Source organism: Shewanella sp. Iso12, from assembly GCF_012030025.1.
GTDB classification, from domain to species: Bacteria; Pseudomonadota; Gammaproteobacteria; order Enterobacterales; family Shewanellaceae; genus Shewanella; species Shewanella algae.
The window spans coordinates 84692-102783 of record NZ_JAAUHW010000002.1 but is presented as its reverse complement, the minus strand read 5'-3'; the positions used below and the strand labels follow the sequence as shown (position 1 = coordinate 102783).

The window sequence follows — 18092 nt, the reverse complement described above, 5'->3', positions numbered from 1 at the left end:
TCACCCAAGGAATAGAATGAGCACAGCGCTGGCAGCCAAAACGGCACTTTGTGAGCAGAATCAGGCCCTGTTTGACAGGTTTACCTCGCGAGAAAAGATAGTCGAACTGGTTACCAGCCGCTGTCGCTTTGTCGATAAGCAGCTGATTGAACAATGGCAAGCCCAGGGGCTGAATGATTATCCCATCGCCCTTATCGCCGTTGGCGGCTATGGCCGCGGCGAGCTGCACCCCTATTCAGACATAGATCTGCTGTTTCTGGTGGATGACAACCTGGACCCGGCAGCCGAGAGCAGGCTCAGCGCCTATATCGCCTTTCTCTGGGACGCAGGTCTTGAAATCGGCCACAGTGTCAGAACCCTGGGCGAAACCCTGCAGCAGGGTCGCCAGGACATCACCATAGCCACTAACCTGCTCGAAGCCAGGCTGCTTACCGGCCCGGAAATCCTGTTTGATACTCTCTACGACGCGATTCGCGAGCACCAATTCTGGCCATCGAACGAGTTTTTCAGCGCCAAGCGCGATGAACAGCGTGCCCGCCACGCCAGGGCCAATGCCTTCGATCTCGAGCCCAATATCAAGACCTGCCCCGGCGGCCTCAGGGATATTCAAACCATAGCCTGGGTCGCCATGCGCCACTTCGATGCAGCCAAACTCGAAGAGTTGGTCGGGCACGGTTTTCTGGAGCAGGCCGAACTCGAAGAGCTGCTGGAGTGTCAGCACTTCCTCTGGGAGCTGAGATTTGCCCTGCACCTGGCTTCGGGCCGTGACGAAAACCGTTTGCTGTTTGACTTGCAGCGTCAGGTCGCCGGCTTGATGGGCTACGAAGATGCCACCCAACTGGCGGTCGAGCAGATGATGAAGCGCTATTACCGCACAGTACGGCGGGTAATGGAGCTCAACGAGATGCTGCTGCAACTGTTCAAGCGTGCCACCCTGGGGCACACCCAGGCACTGGAAATCCAGCCTATAGATGAACACTATCAGCGCCGCGGCCGCTTTATCGAGGCGCTGGACTTGGCACTGTTTGACGATCCGGAAGAAATCGTCAGGCTGTTTTTGCATGTGGCCCGCAATTCCAATATTCAGGGGATTTATGCCCCGACTCTGAGGGCACTTAGAAGGGCCAGACGCGCCCAGCCGCAACCTCTGATGGCCTGGGAAGGCTGCCGCAGAGTATTTATGGAAATCCTCCGCCATCCTCGTGGCATTGCGGCTCTGTCGCTAATGCACAAACATGGGGTGATGTCGGCTTATTTGCCTGCCTGGCGCGCCATTGAGGGCCAGATGCAGTTTGACCTCTTCCATGCTTACACTGTAGATGAACACACCCACAGGCTGCTGCTCAATATCGACAAATTTGCCCAGGCAGAGCAGAAAGAGGAGTTCCCACTCGGCTCTGTACTGATCAATCAGTTGCCGAAAAAAGGGCTTCTGGTCTTGGCGGCCATTTTCCACGACATCGCCAAGGGTCGCGGCGGCGATCACAGTAAGCTCGGCGCCGTGGATGCGCAGGAGTTTTGTAAACTCCATGGCCTCAACGACCACGACGGCCGCTTGGTCAGCTGGTTGGTGGAAAATCATCTGTTGATGTCGATTGTTGCCCAGCGCCGGGATATTTCCGATCCCGAAGTAGTCGCCGATTTCGCCGACAAGGTTCGCGATGCGGTGCACCTGAGTTACCTCTACTGCCTGACAGTGGCCGATATCTGTGCCACCAATGAAAAAACCTGGAACAACTGGAAGGGCTCCCTGCTCAGGGATCTCTATTTTGCCACCCAGAGGGTACTCGCCCGCGGCAAAGAAAAGCCGGTGGATATTCGCGCCCGGGTGCGGGAGCATCAGGCCAAGGCCAAGAAAGAGTTGCTGCGGCGCGGCTTCAAGGAAAAGGCGTTGGATCAGCTGTGGCAGAGATTCAAGGCCGATTACTTTTTGCGTCATCAACCCAATCAAATCGCCTGGCACGCCGAGGCGATACTCAAGCACAAGCAGGATGAGCCACTGGTGATGGTATCCAAACACACCACCCGTGGCGGTACCGAGCTGTTTGTCTATTGCCAGGACAAACCCAAGCTGTTTGCCACTGTGATGGCGGTGCTGGACAACAAGAATATCAATGTTCATGATGCCAACATCATGACATCCAAGGACAACTACGCCCTGGATACCTTTGTGATCCTCGAACAGGACGGCAAGGCGGTTAGTCAGCTGTCGCGGATACAAAGCATACGCAAGACCCTTGGCAAAGCGCTTAGCGGCGAGCAACCCAAGATCCCGCGCTTTCGCAAGTTGTCGCGCAAGATGAAACCTTTTAAAGTTCCGACTCAGGTCAGTTTCCTGCCGACCCGCCGCCATGGTACAAGTATGATGGAACTGATAGCCTTGGATAGCCCGGGCCTGTTGGCCAAGATAGGTGAAACCTTCTATCGCTGTGATGTCACCCTGCTGGCGGCCAAGATCACCACGATAGGCGAGCGCGCCGAGGACTTTTTTATTCTACAAACCAATCAGGGACTGGCACTGGATGAAGCCCAGCAACAAAGGCTGAAAGAGTCACTGATCAGTGCCCTGTCCCAATTCGGGACCCCAACAACCTAAGTAAACGGGAGAAACCAATGGAGGCTTTACGCCAACGTATTGAGGCGGCTTTTGAAGCTCGCGCACAGATAAGCCCAACCACAGTTGACGCCGAGCTGCGCGCCGATGTGGAACGAGTGATTGACATGCTGGATAGAGGCGAGGCCAGAGTGGCCGAGAAACTGGACGGCCAGTGGCATGTGCACCAATGGCTCAAGAAAGCCGTTTTGCTGTCTTTCCGTATCTTCGACAATGGCGTAATCGACGGGGCCGAAACCAAGTATTTCGACAAGGTACCACAGAAGTTTGCCGACTATGATGAAGCGCGTTTTCGCACCGAAGCCATACGCGTTGTGCCACCCGCTGCGGTGCGCAAAGGCTCTTTCATCGGTAAAAACACTGTGCTTATGCCCTCTTACGTTAACCTAGGCGCCTATGTAGATGAAGGCACCATGGTCGACACCTGGGCCACGGTTGGCTCCTGTGCGCAAATTGGTAAAAACGTGCATCTCTCCGGCGGTGTCGGTATCGGTGGCGTACTCGAGCCGCTGCAGGCCGGCCCGACCATTATTGAAGACAACTGCTTTATCGGTGCCCGCTCTGAAATCGTTGAAGGGGTAGTGGTCGAGGAAGGCTCAGTGATCTCCATGGGGGTCTATATCGGCCAGAGCACCCGCATCTATGACCGCGAAACCGGTGAAATTCACTATGGCCGAGTTCCAGCAGGTTCTGTAGTGGTGTCAGGCACTCTGCCCTCCAGCTGCGGCAAGTACAATCTTTACGCCGCCATCATAGTCAAAAAGGTAGACGAGAAGACCCGCGGTAAAGTGGGTATCAACGAACTGCTGCGGATGGTCGACTGACCCTTGCCCTCGGGAGCTGACCTCGAGCAATAAGCGCTTTAGCAGGTCAGCAACCCCATCTATGTGTATGTCTGCTCTGCCCATAAGGGCGCAGGCAGACACATTTACTTACCAAGAGACAAACTTCCACACCTTGGGACACGCCTTGCCCAAGCAGCAACAACTGCTGACAGAAAGCCTCTATTCAATTGCTGGCAAATGCCCCGGCTGCGACTGTACTTAAATGGTACTTGAAGCATCCCCAAAAGGAGCAAGCCATGAACCTTTGCCAACGTACCCGCACCGGCGCCGTATTACTGGCTGTCGCCGGCCTGAGCTTCGGCTCTCTCAGTGCCCAGGCCGCAATGGATCCTTATATTGAGCAGGCGTTGATCCAGGTCTGTAAGTCCAGTGCTAGCAACAGCATGATAGCGTTTTCCAATACCCTGCGTGAGTACCGGATCAATGAACAGCGAGTGTTCCCCCGTCTGGTGTGCAATGGTGAGTCACTGCATCAGTTTGCCATGAGTCACGGCGCCGATCGCACCGCCAAAAAGATTGGCCGCTTCCTGCCCGGCAAAGTGACCATTTCCGATATGGCCATGATCCCAGAGGAGGAAAAACTCTACGTGAGTTTCCGCTGAACCTACTGAGCCCAAAACACTCGGGTTAAAACACCAAGGTCTTGTTGCCGTACACCACGACCTGTTCATTGAGTACCAGCGCCAGAGCACGGCTGAGAACACTTTTTTCCACATCTCGGCCGGCTTTGGCCATATCTGCCGCGCTGTAACTGTGATCCACAGGGATCACATCCTGCTTGATGATAGGTCCCTCATCCAAGCAGTTATTCACAAAGTGCGCCGTGGCACCAATAATCTTCACCCCGCGCTCCCACGCCTGACGATAGGGATTGGCGCCGATAAAGGCCGGCAGGAAGGAGTGATGAATATTGATTATCTTATTGGGATACTGCTCGACAAACTCTGGGGTGAGTACCCGCATATATTTGGCCAGTACCAGGTACTCAGGCTGGTAGCCGGCGATAATCTCCAACATGGCGCGCTCGTGGGCGCTGCGATCCAACCCCTGATGACAGACGTGATGAAAAGGCACCTCAAACTTGGCCGCCAGCGGTGCCAGCGTGTCGTAGTTGGCCACTATGGCGGCTATCTCCACATCGAGAGCACCATAGTAGGTTTTCATCAAGAGATCCCCGAGGCAATGGGCCTCCTTGGTCGCCAGCACCACTATGCGCTTGCGTCCGGCATCCACCAGTTTCATATGGTTTTGTTTAGGCAGGACCTCGGCCAACTCCTTTAGCAGCTTAGTTTCATCGAACTCGCCTTCAAGTTCGGTACGCATGAAAAAGCGCCCCTGCTGATTATCGACAAACTCGTTGTTCTTGATGATGTTCAGTCTGTGCTGAAAGCATACCCCAGTGACTCTGGCGATAAGCCCATATTCATCGGCACAATCAATCATCAGTATTTTGCGTGGCATATCGGCTCCTGTCGCTGCATCAAAGTTTGAATATGCCACAGTCTCGCCGCTGGCGCGCTTAAAATTTATTCATCAAAAGCAGCCCGTTATCTCCGGCTTGCCTGGCGACTGTCCAGATACTTTTGCAAAAGCCCTCTCAAGGTCTCGGCCTTGGTGCCAAACACCACCTGGACGCCCTGCCCTACCACTATCACGCCCTTGGCTCCCAATCCCAACAGGCGGGACTTGTCCACCAGCTCTGGGCGTTCGACACTCAGGCGCAAGCGGGTCATACAGGCGCTGAGATTGCGGATATTGGCAGCGCCGCCGAGCGCGCCTATCATGGCCAGCAGATTGCCGCCCGAGGCGGTTTCCGGCTCCAGCCGCCCCGGCGTCTTGAGATTGAATGCCATGATGGAAGCGCGGAAAATCAGATAATAGATGACTGCGGTCAAGGGGCCCAGGATAAGAAACCAACCGGCGTTGGCAGATTGATGCCACAGAAGGGCAAAATCCAGCAAACCATTGGAAAACACCAATCCATAGTGAATGTCGAGCCAGATACAGACAGCATAAGCCAGCCCGGTCAGCAGTGCGTGCACCAGATACAGCAAAGGCGCCACAAACAGGAAGGCAAACTCAATCGGCTCAGTCACCCCGGTAAGCCAACTGGTTGCCGCCGCCGACAGCATGATGCCGGCCACCCGATTGCGTTCACTCTTGTCGGCACAGCGCCAAATCGCCAGGGCCGCCGCCGGCAGGCCCCACATCTTGATGAGATAGCCACCGGCCAGATTGCCGGCCTGGGGATCGCCGGCGAGGTAGCGTGCCACTTCGCCTCTGAGCCATTCACCATCCTGATAATACTGCCCAAGCTCCAGGTAGAAAGGCGCATTCCAGATATGGTGCAGCCCAAGTGGCAACAAGAGGCGCTCCACTGTGCCATAGATGGCAAAGGCCAGCTGCGGCTTTTGATACACAGCCCAGTTGGAGAACACCTCAATATAGTGAGCCAAAGGTGGCCAGATAAGCGCCAGCAAATAGGCCAGCAACACAGCCAACGGCAACATCAGCAATGGCGCGCTGCGGCGCCCCTCAAAGAAGGAAAAGATAGCCGGCAAACGCAAGTGACGACTCATGGCCATCGCCAGGCAGGTCATCACCCCGAGCAGCATACCACCGGCAATACCTGTATCTATGGTTTCCACTCCGAGCCAGACTGAGGTGTGCACGGGGTTTTGCGAAGCCAGCAGCGATAAGGTGGAACTGAATACCCCAAAGCCGAACGCCGCACTGAAGGCAGCAATCCCCTGATCGCGACAAAAGCCTATGGCAATGGCGATGGCAAACAGCAGCGGCATCATAGTGAAGATGAGATTGCCTGTGGTGGCAAACAGCTCATTGAGAGAAGGAGACAAAATACCTGTCGGCGTACTGGCCAGGCCTTTCATCACCCCGGCAGCAGGCAGGATAGCTATGGGGACAAGCAGCGCCTGACTCAGGCGCTGGGCAAACTTAAACCAATGTTGTGAAAAGCCTTTCAGGCGCCCGGTTCTGTTTTCAGCAGGGGTAGCCAGTTGTTGAGCCATGCTTGAGCCTCGACCTCGGGTTCCATGGTTTCGCAGGCATCAATCTCCAAACGCTCACCGACACGTTTGGCACCAAGCTCCGCAAACAGTTCATCCAATTGTTTACCTGCGCCGCAGAAAGTCTCATAACTCGAGTCTCCCAGGGCAATAACCCCGTATCTAAGGTCTGGTAAGTAAGGGGCCGTGTCTTTCAGTTCCAAAAACCAGGGCAAAATATCATCCGGAAGATCCCCTTGGCCGGTAGTGGAAGAGACCAGCAACAGATACTCATCGGCAGTCGGTACATATCCTTTAAGCTCATGACTTTGCCAAAGTTTGGCATCCACACCATGAGTCTGGAGCTGCTTCAGGAGTGTCTCGGCAACAAACTGGGCGTTACCATAGACAGTTCCAAACACCAGGTTCACTTTTTTCATGTTATACTCTGCACCTCGGAGCCAATATTCATTGTTCTCCACCATACTGTATCGTCTGCTTGTGCTGCAAGCACAAGCATCAACAGACACCAAGCCGACACGCCACTGGCGATAAGGAAACGCAGCGATGCGACAGAGCAGCAGGCAGAAACTTCAGAAGCAACACCAAAGGGCAACTCATGTCCGCCGTATGTGTTACTTCAGAGCCGCTCAACAAGACCAACACCACGCCCACTATCCACTCGACGCCTATCGTCCCTTACTTGACATGATGCACAAGCGCACCAATAAAGACGAAACCTAAGGAAGGTGCGAACAAGTCCCATGTGTGCTCTGCGTCGGCTTACGGGTCTGGATGCAAGGCGTGGTTCGCAGCAAATGGCCCTAGTCCTTTGCAAGAAGCACAACATAGCAGGCAGGTCTGTAAGCCACGCCCTTCGGGGCTTTCACAGCAACCGGCTCTCTGCGTTATCCGACTTCGACAGGCCCCGGCATGCCTTCAGTCAGATGCCTTGAACGCCAATTGCTGTGCAAGCCAGAGTGCCACGAGGACTTATTCGCACCTTCCCTAAGCCAGCAGCAAACTGCTGTCGGACTCAAGCTGGGTCTCGTCCCAGCCCAGGCCTTCGAACACTTGCAGCCATTCGGCCTCCGGCTCTGTCACTATGGTGACGGGTTCGCCTGTCGTTGGGTGAGTGAAACTCAAGCTCTGAGCCAACAACCATAAACGGTTGAGGCCGAAGTGTTCGCGAAAGAAACGGTTTTGCTTGCCATCGCCGTGTGTGGTGTCACCTATGATGGGGTGACGCAGATGAGCCATATGCCTTCTGAGCTGATGCTTGCGCCCAGTCTGCGGCGAGAGACGTATCAAGGCAAAACGACTGCTGGGGTAACGCCCTGACGGGAAAGGGATCTCGGCATTGAGTAGCGGCGCATATTGAGTAATGGCGTCCTGGGCTTCCTTGTTGCGGTCGGCATGTTTATCGGCCACGGCATCGAGCTCTTCTTTGAGTGGATAGTCCAGTGTACCGGCTTGGTGCATATTGCCGCGCACCAGGGCCAGATACTCTTTGCGTGTCTCGCGCCCGGCAAACTGATGACATAAAATAGCGGCAATTTCACTGCTCTTGGCGAACAACAAGACACCCGAGGTCGGCCTATCCAACCTGTGGACCGGAAACACATGACAACCCACCAGATCACGGGTCAGCTGCATGGCGAAAAAACGCTCTTTTCGTGCCAGATAGGTTCTATGCACCAGTAATCCCGCCGGTTTATGGATGGCAACCAAGTGTTCATCTTCATAGAGGATACGGATCTCGGGGCACTCTTCATCCACAGGTGTCAAAGCTTGCTCCGAAATCTCGGCTTGAAGCTGGGTCTCATCTTGCTTGTTTGGTAAGGAGTTCATCCAAGGTTCTCAACAAAGTGATCAAATTACGGTATGTGGGCGCTTCGCCCCAGACATGCTCGGCCATAGGTGCAGTTGCTATGGCTGATGGCAGCGGCATTTCGGCGTCTATCAGCGTGCGCATTTTGGGCAGCAAAATAAACTGCAACCAGGCTTCAAATGCCATGCTGTCGCAGGCAAAGGGCGCCTGACTGGCCATGGCTGCCGCGCCAGGTTCGGTTGCGCTCCACATTCCCAGCGCTTTCAACTCGGCCTCTATGGCCAACAGGAGTTTTTCAGTCGCCAGAAAAGGCATCTGTCACCTCGCAGATCCAAAACAATAAATTGGCACCAATCATACCATCGGGCCAAGCTTATCCCTATAATGCACCGCATTTGTTGTACAAGAGTCAAACGAGCATGGACAGTATCACTACCCTCAGCGAACTTCTCAGCGCCGCCAACACCCAATATCAGGTCTATGATCTCGGCCGCCGGGTGCAACACATAGATCCCATGGCTTTTCATCAGATAGAGGGCCTTCAAAGCCCCTATCCCTTCCCCATACAAGGGCATGCCCAGTTTGCCCTGGTGTTCTGGGATGGCAGTAATCAGCAATATATCTGGTTCCTGAAATTACCTTTGGATGAGCGCGGACTCCTGGTCCCTGCTGCACGCAGCCAGTTTATTCAGATGTTGCTTGAAGCCATGGGGGAAAACCTGACCCGTGAACTGACCGAAGCCCAACAGCAACAGATGGCCAATCATCCCTTCAGTTTCAAGCCGCCGCAGGAAAAACTGGCCCTGTTCAACGCCTTGGTGCGCAAACAACTGGGACAAGCCGCTTCTGTGCAGTATGAATATGCCTGCCAATACCTGAGCGGCAAGGTGGCTGCCGAAAACTGGCAACATTTGGGACTGCAAGGACTGGCGGATATCTGTGCCCGGGTCAATGAACTGGATCACTCAGCCCTGTTGCGACAAGGGTTGAGCAAAGGCGCTATCGAGGTGCAAATTGCCCTTTGCCAGCAACTGGAACATATACTATTGCCAGAGCCGCTTGCCGAAACGCTCTTCCAGGCATTCAAAGACGCTGCCCCCGAGCACAAGGTTTACTTCCTTCGCGCCTTGGCATCTCACCCTGAACTCTGCCAACAGGCGATAACAGAGCTGGATAGTCAGCAGGCGCTGAATATTGACGCCTTGATCGCCATTGCCGCCCGTTGCTGGTATAGCCTGAAACAGGATGAGTGCCGCAAAATTTATCTCGAGGCTCTGGCTTTGCAGGAGCAAAGCTTCTTTAATCAAATCTTTGCTGATATTGTGGCCATACCCGGGATACGTACCCAGGTATTGAGCGAACTTCGCAATCCTCACCGCAGTGACCGCCTATCCGGCGCCATCGGCGGTCTGTTCAGGGCGACCACAGAATGATGACAGATTTTCTCCTGATCGCAGCGCTGGTAATGATTGCTGCGTTTTTCTGGCAGTTGCGACAAATGGCCGAACTCAGTCGGATATTTGCCGAGCGGGAATGCCAACGGCAAAAGGTGCAGATGCTTGCCATCGCCATGGAGTCAGCCCGACCCAGCATAGGCGGCAAGAACGGCCTGTGCTGGAATGCACGCTTTATGTTTGAGTTCAGTACCGATGGCATCAACCAGTATCGCGGCCATATCCTGATGCACGGTAAACAGATCCAGAAAATTGAATGGCCAATATTTCCCGAACCCGAGTGGCATGAAGCGCCAACTGCCAGAGGCAGCGTCGGTGGCGGTTGTGGCTCCCGCGGAGGTTGCAGTTCGGGTAAGTGCCGCTGATATTTTGCTGCATCTGACAGAAAACTGAGCCGACCCCGTCGTTGAAGAGTCAGCAGAGTTTGCCAGGTTACACAGATAAAAAATCAGAAAAATGGCAGCAGACTCTTACGCCATCAAAGTTTGAGGACCATTTAAGTCCCCAAATAAAAAATCCCTAAAATAAGAAAGGGCGCGACAATTAAGCCGCGCCCATCTGTTTCTCTGTTAAGCCTTCCAGCTATTAAGTTGCTTCCCTGCACCATCCATGCGTATGCCGTGCGTCCTGCGCTCCCTGTACCATCCTGGTGAGTCCCTGTACTTGCGTACCTGTTCCCTTAGTCCCGATTATCCCTTGATCGGGCCTTGCTCTATCCTTAAGCGTGTCCAGTATCGTCCTTGCGCATCCGTTCAATACATCCTGTTTCGTCTTCCTGACGCTGACCACATTCCTTGGGTCAGTACCTTTCCCTGTTTGCCATCATCCTGATAGGCATCTTCCTTGAGTCATCCCTGGACCGTGTTCCTCACGGTTTAGGTCTTCCTGACCTTGTTCCCTGAATCATCCTTGTCCTTGGATGACTTAAATACTAATCCAATCCCGGCTTCAGGGTTGTACAGAAACCGTTCAATAACTCGTGCAACTTTTTTTTAGCAATTGAAATGGAGTACATAACCAATTAATTTTAAAAGGCTTAATTGTTTTTTAACGACAAAACCCGCTGTTTAACTCTTGTTTGTCTCACAGCCTTGTGAGACATCTCGCACACGATGCCCGGCTTTAATGGAAAACGATGTGTAGTCAAAGACACATCGCCTATAAATCAGTACCGGAATGACCCTAGCTTTAATGACGCCCTATAAGAAAAAACAGCAAAAGAAAAGGCGCGTCCTAAGACGCGCCCTATTTACTGCTGTCAGCCATCCCGCTGAGTTGTGCTCCCTGCACCTTCCATGCGTATGAATTTCTTCCTGTGGACACCTTGTCTCAGTTACGACAGCTTCCAAGCTATCTTTTCATCCCTGCTTACAACCATCCTGGTGTCTGCTCAATTCCCTTGAGCCTCCTTGTGGCCTCCTGGCACTCATCTTCCATGTTTGCCCATCCACTAGCAGCTGTCGTCCATGAGTTGGGTATTCCCTTAACCCAAAGGCTGGCATCCCTGAGCCTGTCCTCTACTTCGTCCTGAACGCTTTCCTTAGCAGACCTTCCTGTCTCAAATTGCCTTTCCTGGCGCGGCAATTTCCTTATTACCGGAAAAATCTCCTGTGTATCCATCATGGATACTGCTTTCCCTGCGAGCCATTTCCTTGGCTTGAACTTCCCTGGAATGGTTTCAAGACCTCCTGTCTTGATTGTCATCCATGACTGAAATCCATTTAGCAGGCTTCCTTGCAGCTCGTCCTTGCATAGGCCTTTCCAAAACGTGTCATCCTGACACTTGCCCTTCCTTGGCTGCCGCCTTAAACTCCTTGGCGTTGCTTTCCTTGCAGCTCCCTCTTCCTTGAGGCTCGTAATTTCAGCTCCTTTCCTTGGAAGCTCTGTCAAAGCATCCTGCCCTGACCACGACTTAAGTGTACCCAAGGACCCCTCTTTGAGATGGTCAATTTTAGAACAGGCTGGGAATGACAAATATTCAGCAGTCGCTAATGAAATGCTAATCACTTGTTTATTAACAATATTTAATTATTCGCCAGTAAGAACAGCCAATAAGTCTTATGTTTGTCGCACAGCTTTGTGAGACATATCTCACATTGGTACTGGTAAATAACCAAAAACACTCAGAAACGACGTTTGCCACTGACAAATTGGGCCAACATGACCCAGTCAGCCATCAAGCTGTAGACTGGGTATTGAAAGGTCGCCGGCTTATTGTGTTCAAAACCAAAGTGACCAATCCAGGCAAAGCCATAACCCACCACAGGCAGAGCCAAGAGCCATACAAATTGTCCACTAAGCAGGCTGAATAACAGAATAAGCAATACCAAGGTCGAACCTAGATAATGCAAACCTCGGCATACGGGATCGGAATGCTGAGATAGATAGAAAGGATAAAACTCAGCAAAACTCTTGTACTTTTGCTCCACTCTTAACTCCTGTTATTGGTAGACGTCATCATCGGTATGACTGTGGTAAAAGAGCAACTCTCCGGTTAACTGCCCTATATTGAGCTCAACCACGGGTACAAAGCCTTGCTCTCGGAACAGATGAGAATGGCCATCCTCAGTCACAAAGACTCCAACCCCTTCCAGCTCCGGCTGCTCATCACACCAACCCAATACCGCCTGGACGAGCAACTTGCCATAACCCTTGCGCTGCTCGGTTAAAGCTACTGCAATGAACTGTATAATGCCGTATTCAGTAGCCGGCAGGTGCTCCAGAATTGAATTCTCCTTCTGCATCAACTTCTGCGTCGATTGCCAGCCTGTCCCCAGCAGCATTTTCAAACGCCAATGCCAATAGCGTCCCTCCCCTTGGGGAAGTGATGAGGTCACCACGCAGGCAACCCCAATCAAGCGCTCAGCGTCGAACAACCCAATAAGAGGCTGCTCCTGTTGCCAAAGCTCATTGAGCTCTTCACGGATCGCGGCTCTGAGCTTTTGTTCATATTCGACGGCATTGGCGGCCGGCAAGGTCTGCTGAAAAAACGCATCATCGTGATAGGCGTTATAGAGAATTGATGCGGCCAGGCGCAAATCTTCCGCTGTCAGGTAGACGGCACGCAGAGAATCGGGAGTCTGGGTTTCCATTTGTTGTTGTCCTTGTCAGCCAAAAGGGCAATTTCCAATTTAACAATATTGGATCAAAGTGCAATATCTTGATCTTGCTTGCCAGACATTGTCACTTCATCTTTAGGCAGATTGGTATAAGCTAAGGGGAAGGAATAAGGCTTACTATCTGTTTTATTAAGGCTTGTTCACTCATCACCTTGACAAGATATGTCAGGACTTCTGGAGGTCAGAATATGGATACCACCCACACAGACTTGGCCCATTTATTTGAGCAATTGGGACTCCCCAGCAGCAGTAAGGCGATAGAAGGCTTTATCGGCGCACATTCTATCCCCGAGGGAGTCAAACTGGTGGATGCACCATTCTGGAATGAAGCGCAGCGCACTTTTTTAACAGAGGCTCTGGCCGAGGACGCCCAATGGTCAGACACCATAGACCATTTGGACGCCCAGCTCAGGAGTTGATTGAAATTGGGATGAGTGTGAATTACAGCTGCGCGTAAGCCTTATCGCCCCAGCCAATCAGTTGTTGATCGCGAAACACCAAGGGGGTGCACTCATCCTTGGTGGTCTTGCCATCACTGTGTCTGTGGCGGGTACGGTAAAATAGTACCTGTACTTGCTGATCATTGGAGAGAAAGGCTTCATTAAAGTCGGCCTGCCCCATGAGCTGCTGCACCTGTTGCTGATCCATTCCCAGAGTCAACTTGGCCAGTTGTTGCTGATTTTGCTGTTGCTGCAATTGCCAGGACTCCTTTTCATCCCAGTTGGCTTCGTGATCGCCGACATTGACCACACAGGCACTAAGCCCTAAGCTTGCAATCCCCATCAGTGGCAGTAATAACTTGTTCATTGTCACTCCTTGTTATATTTATCAAATGTTGACTTTTGTTAAGCAAATGCAGCAAACGCTATGCAACATGCAGGCCAACAAATAAACTGATAAATATCAAAATGATAAAAGCAAACAACTGCTGCACTATGTAACTATTCGCGAAAATGTGAGGTTTTTTACCAAGATGTCCACTCCACTGGAACAGGTCATGGCCGCCGCGGCGGCAGTAGCCCAAAGCGGCCATACTCCCTCTCTGGCACTGATTAAGGCAAGACTCGGCAACAAGTTACCAATGCCACTGCTGGTTGAAGGTCTGCAGCGTTTCAAATCCCTGCCAGAGAGTGAACGGGAAAAACAGCTTGAAGACGCACCTCAACTGCAAGAAACCGTGCCACAACAAGCTGTCACCACAGTAGAAGTTCTCCAGCAGGAAATCAGCCAGCTACGCCAGGAACAGCAGCAACTGAAACAAGAATTCGCGGCCTTGCAGCAAAGACTCGCCAAGCTTGAGGAACAGCAATAATGTTTGTCTGCGAACTCAGGTTTGAATGCTTTGCCAACACCACTATCAGCGCCGCAGAAAAAGCCATCAATACCCTGCTTGAGGCCTGGCGGGCCAACGGTCAGGTATTGGGACGGGAATTTGCGGTGGCCTTTAGGGACGGGGAGTTCAGAGTCAGGCTGCTGCTACCGGAAGAAACCAGTCTGGCCAACAGGCACAACAGTCCCTGGGCCAAACAGGCGTTGCAGCAGTTAACCGAGGTCAAACTGCTGGCCCCCAAGGAAAAGCTCATAGGTCAGGATATCAATTCCGAGGTCAGCACCCTGGAGCCCCCAAGTTGGCAGCTGCTTTATACCAGCTATGTGCATATGTGCTCGCCGCTGCGCAGCGGCGATAACTTGCTACCCATTCCACTCTACCGCATTCCCGCGACCTTCAACGGCGATCACAAGCGGGTGATCCGTTGGCAAACCGAGTGGCAAGCCTGTGATGAACTGCAGATGGCCGCAGCAACCAAGGCCGAATTTGCCGCACTTGAGGAGCTTTCCAGCCCGGATAGCGATCTGTTCCGCCGCGGCTGGGATCTGCGCGGCCGTATCGAATATCTGACCAAAATTCCTACCTATTACTACCTTTACCGGGTCGGGGGAGAGAGTAAGCAAGCCGAATTGGCCCGTCCTTGCCCCCGTTGCGGCAACCCGGACTGGCGCCAACCCAGCCCGTTGCTGGATCTGTTTCATTTCCGCTGTGACAACTGCCGGATAGTCTCCAACCTCTCCTGGGATCATCAATAAACTGGGACAATCAATAGTCTAGGATCATCAATAGCAGTGATCATCAATCAATAGTGATTGTGGTAACCCCGACTGTCAGCGGCGGGAAAACAGGTGTTGCCACATAAGCTTCATCCGCGCCCAGAGACCGGGATGGTCGACATTCGCCATTGCCGGCTCCACAGGCTCAACCGCCGGCGCCACTCTGGGGCGCAACAAAGCGAGAAACTCTTCCAGACTGTCTGCCAGCTTCTTTGAGGGGAGCTCACCCGGGGTCTCACGCCAGACAGCACCGGTTTCATTATCCACGCAGATCATCTCATCACCTTGCCCCAACAGACCGATAAACCAGGTCGGTGGCTGCTTGAGCTTGCGTTTCATCATCAGGTGCCCAATCAGATTCTGCTGCAGAAACTCAAAATCGTCCTGGCTCCAGGGCTGCAGTAGTTCCCCTTCGCCGAAATCGGCTTCAAACAACAGATGCGCGGCAAAAAACTGTCCATAAAACTCGTCGATATCGGCATGCAACGGCAACTCCAGCGCATGACTGACATTGGCAAAACTGCCTGGCTGTTCACGGCGAATAGTCTGCCACAGTAGCGGATCTTCGCCATTCTCCTGCAGCAAACAGGGCGAGGCTTCTCCCCTGGCATAATATCTGGGGCCTTCCCCCAGACTCGACTGGTAACTTTGATGATAACGGCTGAGAAATTGCTCCAACGCCTGGGCACAAGACACTTATCGCACTTCCAAATTCAGGTATAATGGTGGCCTATTTTGACACGGAAACCCGCTTGATGACACAGAATCACGACCCTTACCGGAACGCCGAAGCCTTATCTGGCCTGACACTGGGTCAGCAGACAGATTATCAAGAGCATTACGCCCCTGAGCTGTTGCAGGGTGTGCCCCGCAAACTCAACCGTGATGCAATCAACCTGAGTGCGCCTCTGCCGTTTCAGGGGGCCGATATCTGGACCGGCTATGAACTCTCCTGGCTCAATGCCAAGGGCAAGCCCATGGTGGCCATCGCCGAGTTCCAGCTGGATCTCAACAGTGAGCATTTAATTGAGTCCAAATCCTTCAAGCTCTATCTGAACAGTTTCAATCAAACCCGCTTTGACAGTACTGAAGCCGTCGAGCAGACCCTGACCCAAGATCTGAGCCGCTGTGCCAATGGCGAGGTAAAAGTCAGAGTGATTGAGCCCAAGCACTTCAACAGTCAGAGAGTTGTTGAGCTGCCGGGGCACTGCATTGACGATCTGGATATTGAAGTCAGCGACTATGAGTTCAACCCCAAATGGCTCGAGGACAGCACAGACGACAAGCAGATAGTCGCCGAGACCTTGAACTCCAACCTGCTTAAGTCCAACTGTTTGATCACCTCACAGCCTGATTGGGGCAGCGTGATGATCCGCTACCAGGGCCCCAAGATAGACAGGGAAAAACTGCTGCGTTATCTGATCTCTTTCCGCCAGCATAACGAGTTCCACGAGCAGTGTGTCGAGCGGATATTCACCGATCTGAAGCGTTTCTGCCATTGCAGCAAGTTGACCGTCTACGCCCGCTACACCCGCAGAGGCGGATTGGACATCAACCCTTTCCGCAGTGACTTTGAGCACGTGCCGGAAAGCCAACGCCTGGCAAGACAGTAATCGAACATAAAGCGGCTTTAAAGCCGCTTTTTCATTCTTGCCGGTAACCTATTTCAGAGTGCTACTGACCAAGGTGCCACAGCAGTTGCCAGTTGATGGCTGCAGGCGCCCCCAGCGTCAGGGCCAATCGATAACCCGGCTCCATATGGCCAAGCCAACTCTGCCATTGGGTGTTTTCCTTAGGCTTTAGCAAAAGCCCACGGCGCATCGCAACAATCTCGGCTGGCCGCTCGGCCGAGCATGCCTCCCCTGAGCTCAAGTCAAACGCAAACCCATCGAGCGGCTGCGCCAACCCCTTGCCGGTCGCTTTGATATAAGACTCTTTCAAGGCCCAGAGGTCGAAAAACGCCTCTCGCCGCGTGGCATCATCCAGATTTCGTAATTGCTGCAGCTCAAAAGGCGCAAAATAGTGGCGCATCACAGTATCGATAGCCGTGCGCATCCGTAAACGCTCTATATCGACGCCGAGTTGCAACTCAGGAGAAGGATGTTTCAGCAATGCCAACAGCAGCCAATCACCGCTGTGACTGAGGTTAAAATGCAGCTGAGTCTGTTGAAACTGCTCATCACAAAGGCGCGGCTTACCCTGGGGACCATAATCGAAACACCACTCCCGGGCTGCAAGCGGCGCTTGAGTACTCAGGGTCTTTCTCAGCAAGGCGCGGCTTGTTATTGCCCTTTGTTGTACCTCTTTATGGCTTATTCGGGCAAACTTTTCCCGCTCGGCCGGCGTCAGGCACAGCGCCAGGTCTTTGATTTTTAAAGGCTCACTCTGGCGTAAGGGATACAAAAAGAGTTGCACGGCGTTGATGGGAGACTCCAAAAAACCAAGGGGGAGTAGGCTATTTTGCCTTGGCCTCCCCCTCGGTCTCAAGTGCTAATCATTCATGTTTTGCTGATTCATTTTATCGACATAGGCTCTCGCCTCTTCCCGCTCTCTTTCCCGCTGCTGGGCGGTTGTACAGCGGCGGTTGGGAATATTGCTGCCGGTGACCCTAACCCGGTCGCAGCGGTATCCCTGTTCATCGAGTCTTTGTTGGCGGGCCGCGTCCTCAGGCGACAACTCGGCGGTCGTTGCACTGGTACCACTGCAACCGGCGCCAAATACAGTAAACAAGGCCGCACTCGCCATTCCCAGTAGATTATTTTTTGTTAAATACACCTGACACTCTCCATTTCTGTTGCTGATGCCAGTTCATCCAGCCGCCCTAAAGGCAGATACCCAAGTTGTAACATAAGCTGCAATATAAGCTGCAACAGACCGCAAGGGATTAGGGATAAATAGGTATCAGATATCCATTTTTACAGCACAAAAAACCAAAACAACCAATTTATATCAATTTAAAAACAAGTTAACAACAAACGAAGTTAGCGAACAAAAGTCTTTAAAACAAAAGAAAGATTTTAAGTCCCAGATGATTGTATCGAGCGGCAGGCACTGGTAATCTGCTTCACCTGTTACTGAAATAACAGCCTGACGCTCAGTATTGTGGAAGTTTGCAACC

General features: G+C 52.7%; 22 protein-coding genes. 10 read left to right on the top strand and 12 right to left on the bottom strand.

The window, feature by feature from the left end; genetic code table 11:
• Positions 1-16 precede the first annotated feature (16 nt).
• The 3 genes from glnD to HCX89_RS04420 all read left to right on the top strand — a co-directional run bounded on the left by glnD (position 17) and on the right by HCX89_RS04420 (position 4061).
• Complete coding sequence (glnD, locus tag HCX89_RS04430; RefSeq protein ID WP_167715215.1) at positions 17-2596, top strand: bifunctional uridylyltransferase/uridylyl-removing protein GlnD; 2580 nt, start codon at positions 17-19, stop codon at positions 2594-2596.
• A 17-nt stretch (positions 2597-2613) separates the two neighbouring features.
• On the top strand, positions 2614-3438 hold the full coding sequence (dapD, locus tag HCX89_RS04425) for a 2,3,4,5-tetrahydropyridine-2,6-dicarboxylate N-succinyltransferase (RefSeq protein WP_071238232.1): 825 nt from the start codon (positions 2614-2616) through the stop codon (positions 3436-3438).
• A 257-nt stretch (positions 3439-3695) separates the two neighbouring features.
• Entirely contained in the window at positions 3696-4061 is a 366-nt protein-coding gene (locus HCX89_RS04420; RefSeq protein ID WP_025010977.1) for a DUF3718 domain-containing protein, read from the top strand.
• A gap of 25 nt (positions 4062-4086) precedes the next feature.
• Here the strand turns inward: HCX89_RS04420 and purU are convergent, their stop codons facing one another.
• From purU to HCX89_RS04405, 3 genes are all read right to left on the bottom strand, one after another.
• Entirely contained in the window at positions 4087-4920 is an 834-nt protein-coding gene (gene purU / locus HCX89_RS04415) for a formyltetrahydrofolate deformylase (RefSeq protein ID WP_044734902.1), read from the bottom strand.
• An 86-nt stretch (positions 4921-5006) separates the two neighbouring features.
• Positions 5007-6488, bottom strand: coding sequence for a PTS transporter subunit EIIC (locus HCX89_RS04410; RefSeq protein ID WP_045283557.1), 1482 nt, complete (start codon positions 6486-6488; stop codon positions 5007-5009).
• Positions 6440-6904, bottom strand: a complete 465-nt coding sequence (locus HCX89_RS04405) for a flavodoxin (RefSeq protein WP_028779863.1) — start codon at positions 6902-6904, stop codon at positions 6440-6442. The genes HCX89_RS04410 and HCX89_RS04405 overlap by 49 nt, the downstream gene beginning before the upstream one ends.
• Before the next feature lie 127 nt (positions 6905-7031).
• Here HCX89_RS04405 and HCX89_RS04400 point away from each other — a divergent pair, with 127 nt between their 5' ends.
• The gene (locus HCX89_RS04400; RefSeq protein ID WP_096142632.1) at positions 7032-7208 is read left to right on the top strand and encodes a hypothetical protein; all 177 of its coding nucleotides are present in this window, start codon (positions 7032-7034) and stop codon (positions 7206-7208) included.
• A gap of 264 nt (positions 7209-7472) precedes the next feature.
• Here the strand turns inward: HCX89_RS04400 and truC are convergent, their stop codons facing one another.
• Positions 7473-8315, bottom strand: coding sequence for a tRNA pseudouridine(65) synthase TruC (gene truC / locus HCX89_RS04395; RefSeq protein WP_167715213.1), 843 nt, complete (start codon positions 8313-8315; stop codon positions 7473-7475).
• Positions 8287-8547, bottom strand: coding sequence for a YqcC family protein (locus HCX89_RS04390; RefSeq protein ID WP_231473536.1), 261 nt, complete (start codon positions 8545-8547; stop codon positions 8287-8289). Before HCX89_RS04390 ends, truC begins: the two co-directional genes overlap by 29 nt.
• A 167-nt stretch (positions 8548-8714) precedes the next feature.
• Here HCX89_RS04390 and HCX89_RS04385 point away from each other — a divergent pair, with 167 nt between their 5' ends.
• Both HCX89_RS04385 and HCX89_RS04380 read left to right on the top strand, forming a co-directional pair.
• A complete protein-coding gene (locus HCX89_RS04385) occupies positions 8715-9728 on the top strand; it encodes a DUF3549 family protein (protein WP_167715211.1) in 1014 nt (337 codons plus the stop codon).
• Positions 9725-10114, top strand: a complete 390-nt coding sequence (locus HCX89_RS04380; protein ID WP_025010973.1) for a DUF3301 domain-containing protein — start codon at positions 9725-9727, stop codon at positions 10112-10114. The genes HCX89_RS04385 and HCX89_RS04380 overlap by 4 nt, the downstream gene beginning before the upstream one ends.
• A 1003-nt stretch (positions 10115-11117) precedes the next feature.
• Here HCX89_RS04380 and HCX89_RS04375 read toward each other — a convergent pair.
• The 3 genes from HCX89_RS04375 to HCX89_RS04365 all read right to left on the bottom strand — a co-directional run bounded on the left by HCX89_RS04375 (position 11118) and on the right by HCX89_RS04365 (position 12841).
• Positions 11118-11639, bottom strand: a complete 522-nt coding sequence (locus HCX89_RS04375; RefSeq protein ID WP_129585992.1) for a hypothetical protein — start codon at positions 11637-11639, stop codon at positions 11118-11120.
• A 233-nt stretch (positions 11640-11872) separates the two neighbouring features.
• Positions 11873-12178, bottom strand: a complete 306-nt coding sequence (locus HCX89_RS04370; RefSeq protein WP_025887243.1) for a DUF962 domain-containing protein — start codon at positions 12176-12178, stop codon at positions 11873-11875.
• A 12-nt stretch (positions 12179-12190) separates the two neighbouring features.
• Complete coding sequence (locus tag HCX89_RS04365) at positions 12191-12841, bottom strand: GNAT family N-acetyltransferase (RefSeq protein ID WP_107006188.1); 651 nt, start codon at positions 12839-12841, stop codon at positions 12191-12193.
• Positions 12842-13056: 215 nt separating this feature from the next.
• Here HCX89_RS04365 and HCX89_RS04360 point away from each other — a divergent pair, with 215 nt between their 5' ends.
• A complete protein-coding gene (locus HCX89_RS04360; RefSeq protein ID WP_025887242.1) occupies positions 13057-13287 on the top strand; it encodes a DUF2789 domain-containing protein in 231 nt (76 codons plus the stop codon).
• Between the two features lie 22 nt (positions 13288-13309).
• On the opposite strand, the gene HCX89_RS04355 is transcribed toward HCX89_RS04360, so the two are convergent.
• A complete protein-coding gene (locus HCX89_RS04355) occupies positions 13310-13675 on the bottom strand; it encodes a DUF3192 domain-containing protein (protein WP_037466957.1) in 366 nt (121 codons plus the stop codon).
• A gap of 166 nt (positions 13676-13841) precedes the next feature.
• On the opposite strand from HCX89_RS04355, the gene HCX89_RS04350 reads away from it, so the two are divergent.
• Positions 13842-14180 carry a hypothetical protein gene (locus HCX89_RS04350; RefSeq protein ID WP_037466986.1) on the top strand — a complete coding sequence of 113 codons (339 nt, stop codon included), beginning with the start codon at positions 13842-13844 and terminating at the stop codon, positions 14178-14180.
• Positions 14180-14953, top strand: a complete 774-nt coding sequence (locus HCX89_RS04345) for a Zn-ribbon-containing protein (RefSeq protein WP_025887239.1) — start codon at positions 14180-14182, stop codon at positions 14951-14953. The genes HCX89_RS04350 and HCX89_RS04345 overlap by 1 nt, the downstream gene beginning before the upstream one ends.
• Positions 14954-15028: 75 nt before the next feature.
• On the opposite strand, the gene syd is transcribed toward HCX89_RS04345, so the two are convergent.
• Positions 15029-15670, bottom strand: a complete 642-nt coding sequence (gene syd / locus HCX89_RS04340) for a SecY-interacting protein (protein WP_101060011.1) — start codon at positions 15668-15670, stop codon at positions 15029-15031.
• Positions 15671-15729: 59 nt separating this feature from the next.
• Between syd and queF the strand changes: the two genes are divergently transcribed.
• Positions 15730-16587: an NADPH-dependent 7-cyano-7-deazaguanine reductase QueF gene (gene queF, locus HCX89_RS04335; protein ID WP_025887237.1), complete on the top strand. Its 858-nt coding sequence runs from the start codon at positions 15730-15732 to the stop codon at positions 16585-16587.
• Between the two features lie 61 nt (positions 16588-16648).
• Here queF and HCX89_RS23075 read toward each other — a convergent pair whose 3' ends face one another.
• Both HCX89_RS23075 and HCX89_RS04325 read right to left on the bottom strand, forming a co-directional pair.
• Positions 16649-17389, bottom strand: a complete 741-nt coding sequence (locus HCX89_RS23075; RefSeq protein WP_129585991.1) for a 4'-phosphopantetheinyl transferase superfamily protein — start codon at positions 17387-17389, stop codon at positions 16649-16651.
• Positions 17390-17464: 75 nt separating this feature from the next.
• On the bottom strand, positions 17465-17749 hold the full coding sequence (locus HCX89_RS04325) for a hypothetical protein (RefSeq protein WP_129585990.1): 285 nt from the start codon (positions 17747-17749) through the stop codon (positions 17465-17467).
• Between the last annotated feature and the right edge of the window lie 343 nt (positions 17750-18092).

Coding starts and splice junctions, on each gene's coding strand:
- HCX89_RS04355 (WP_037466957.1), bottom strand. CDS start 13,675: ATGAACAAGTTATTACTGCCACTGATGGGGATTGCAAGCTTAGGGCTT.
- HCX89_RS04420 (WP_025010977.1), top strand. CDS start 3,696: ATGAACCTTTGCCAACGTACCCGCACCGGCGCCGTATTACTGGCTGTC.
- HCX89_RS04400 (WP_096142632.1), top strand. CDS start 7,032: ATGCGACAGAGCAGCAGGCAGAAACTTCAGAAGCAACACCAAAGGGCA.
- HCX89_RS04410 (WP_045283557.1), bottom strand. CDS start 6,488: ATGGCTCAACAACTGGCTACCCCTGCTGAAAACAGAACCGGGCGCCTG.
- purU (WP_044734902.1), bottom strand. CDS start 4,920: ATGCCACGCAAAATACTGATGATTGATTGTGCCGATGAATATGGGCTT.
- HCX89_RS04350 (WP_037466986.1), top strand. CDS start 13,842: ATGTCCACTCCACTGGAACAGGTCATGGCCGCCGCGGCGGCAGTAGCC.
- queF (WP_025887237.1), top strand. CDS start 15,730: ATGACACAGAATCACGACCCTTACCGGAACGCCGAAGCCTTATCTGGC.
- HCX89_RS04345 (WP_025887239.1), top strand. CDS start 14,180: ATGTTTGTCTGCGAACTCAGGTTTGAATGCTTTGCCAACACCACTATC.
- HCX89_RS04380 (WP_025010973.1), top strand. CDS start 9,725: ATGATGACAGATTTTCTCCTGATCGCAGCGCTGGTAATGATTGCTGCG.
- HCX89_RS04405 (WP_028779863.1), bottom strand. CDS start 6,904: ATGAAAAAAGTGAACCTGGTGTTTGGAACTGTCTATGGTAACGCCCAG.
- HCX89_RS04365 (WP_107006188.1), bottom strand. CDS start 12,841: ATGGAAACCCAGACTCCCGATTCTCTGCGTGCCGTCTACCTGACAGCG.
- HCX89_RS04360 (WP_025887242.1), top strand. CDS start 13,057: ATGGATACCACCCACACAGACTTGGCCCATTTATTTGAGCAATTGGGA.
- dapD (WP_071238232.1), top strand. CDS start 2,614: ATGGAGGCTTTACGCCAACGTATTGAGGCGGCTTTTGAAGCTCGCGCA.
- HCX89_RS04390 (WP_231473536.1), bottom strand. CDS start 8,547: ATGTGGAGCGCAACCGAACCTGGCGCGGCAGCCATGGCCAGTCAGGCG.
- glnD (WP_167715215.1), top strand. CDS start 17: ATGAGCACAGCGCTGGCAGCCAAAACGGCACTTTGTGAGCAGAATCAG.
- HCX89_RS04385 (WP_167715211.1), top strand. CDS start 8,715: ATGGACAGTATCACTACCCTCAGCGAACTTCTCAGCGCCGCCAACACC.
- truC (WP_167715213.1), bottom strand. CDS start 8,315: ATGAACTCCTTACCAAACAAGCAAGATGAGACCCAGCTTCAAGCCGAG.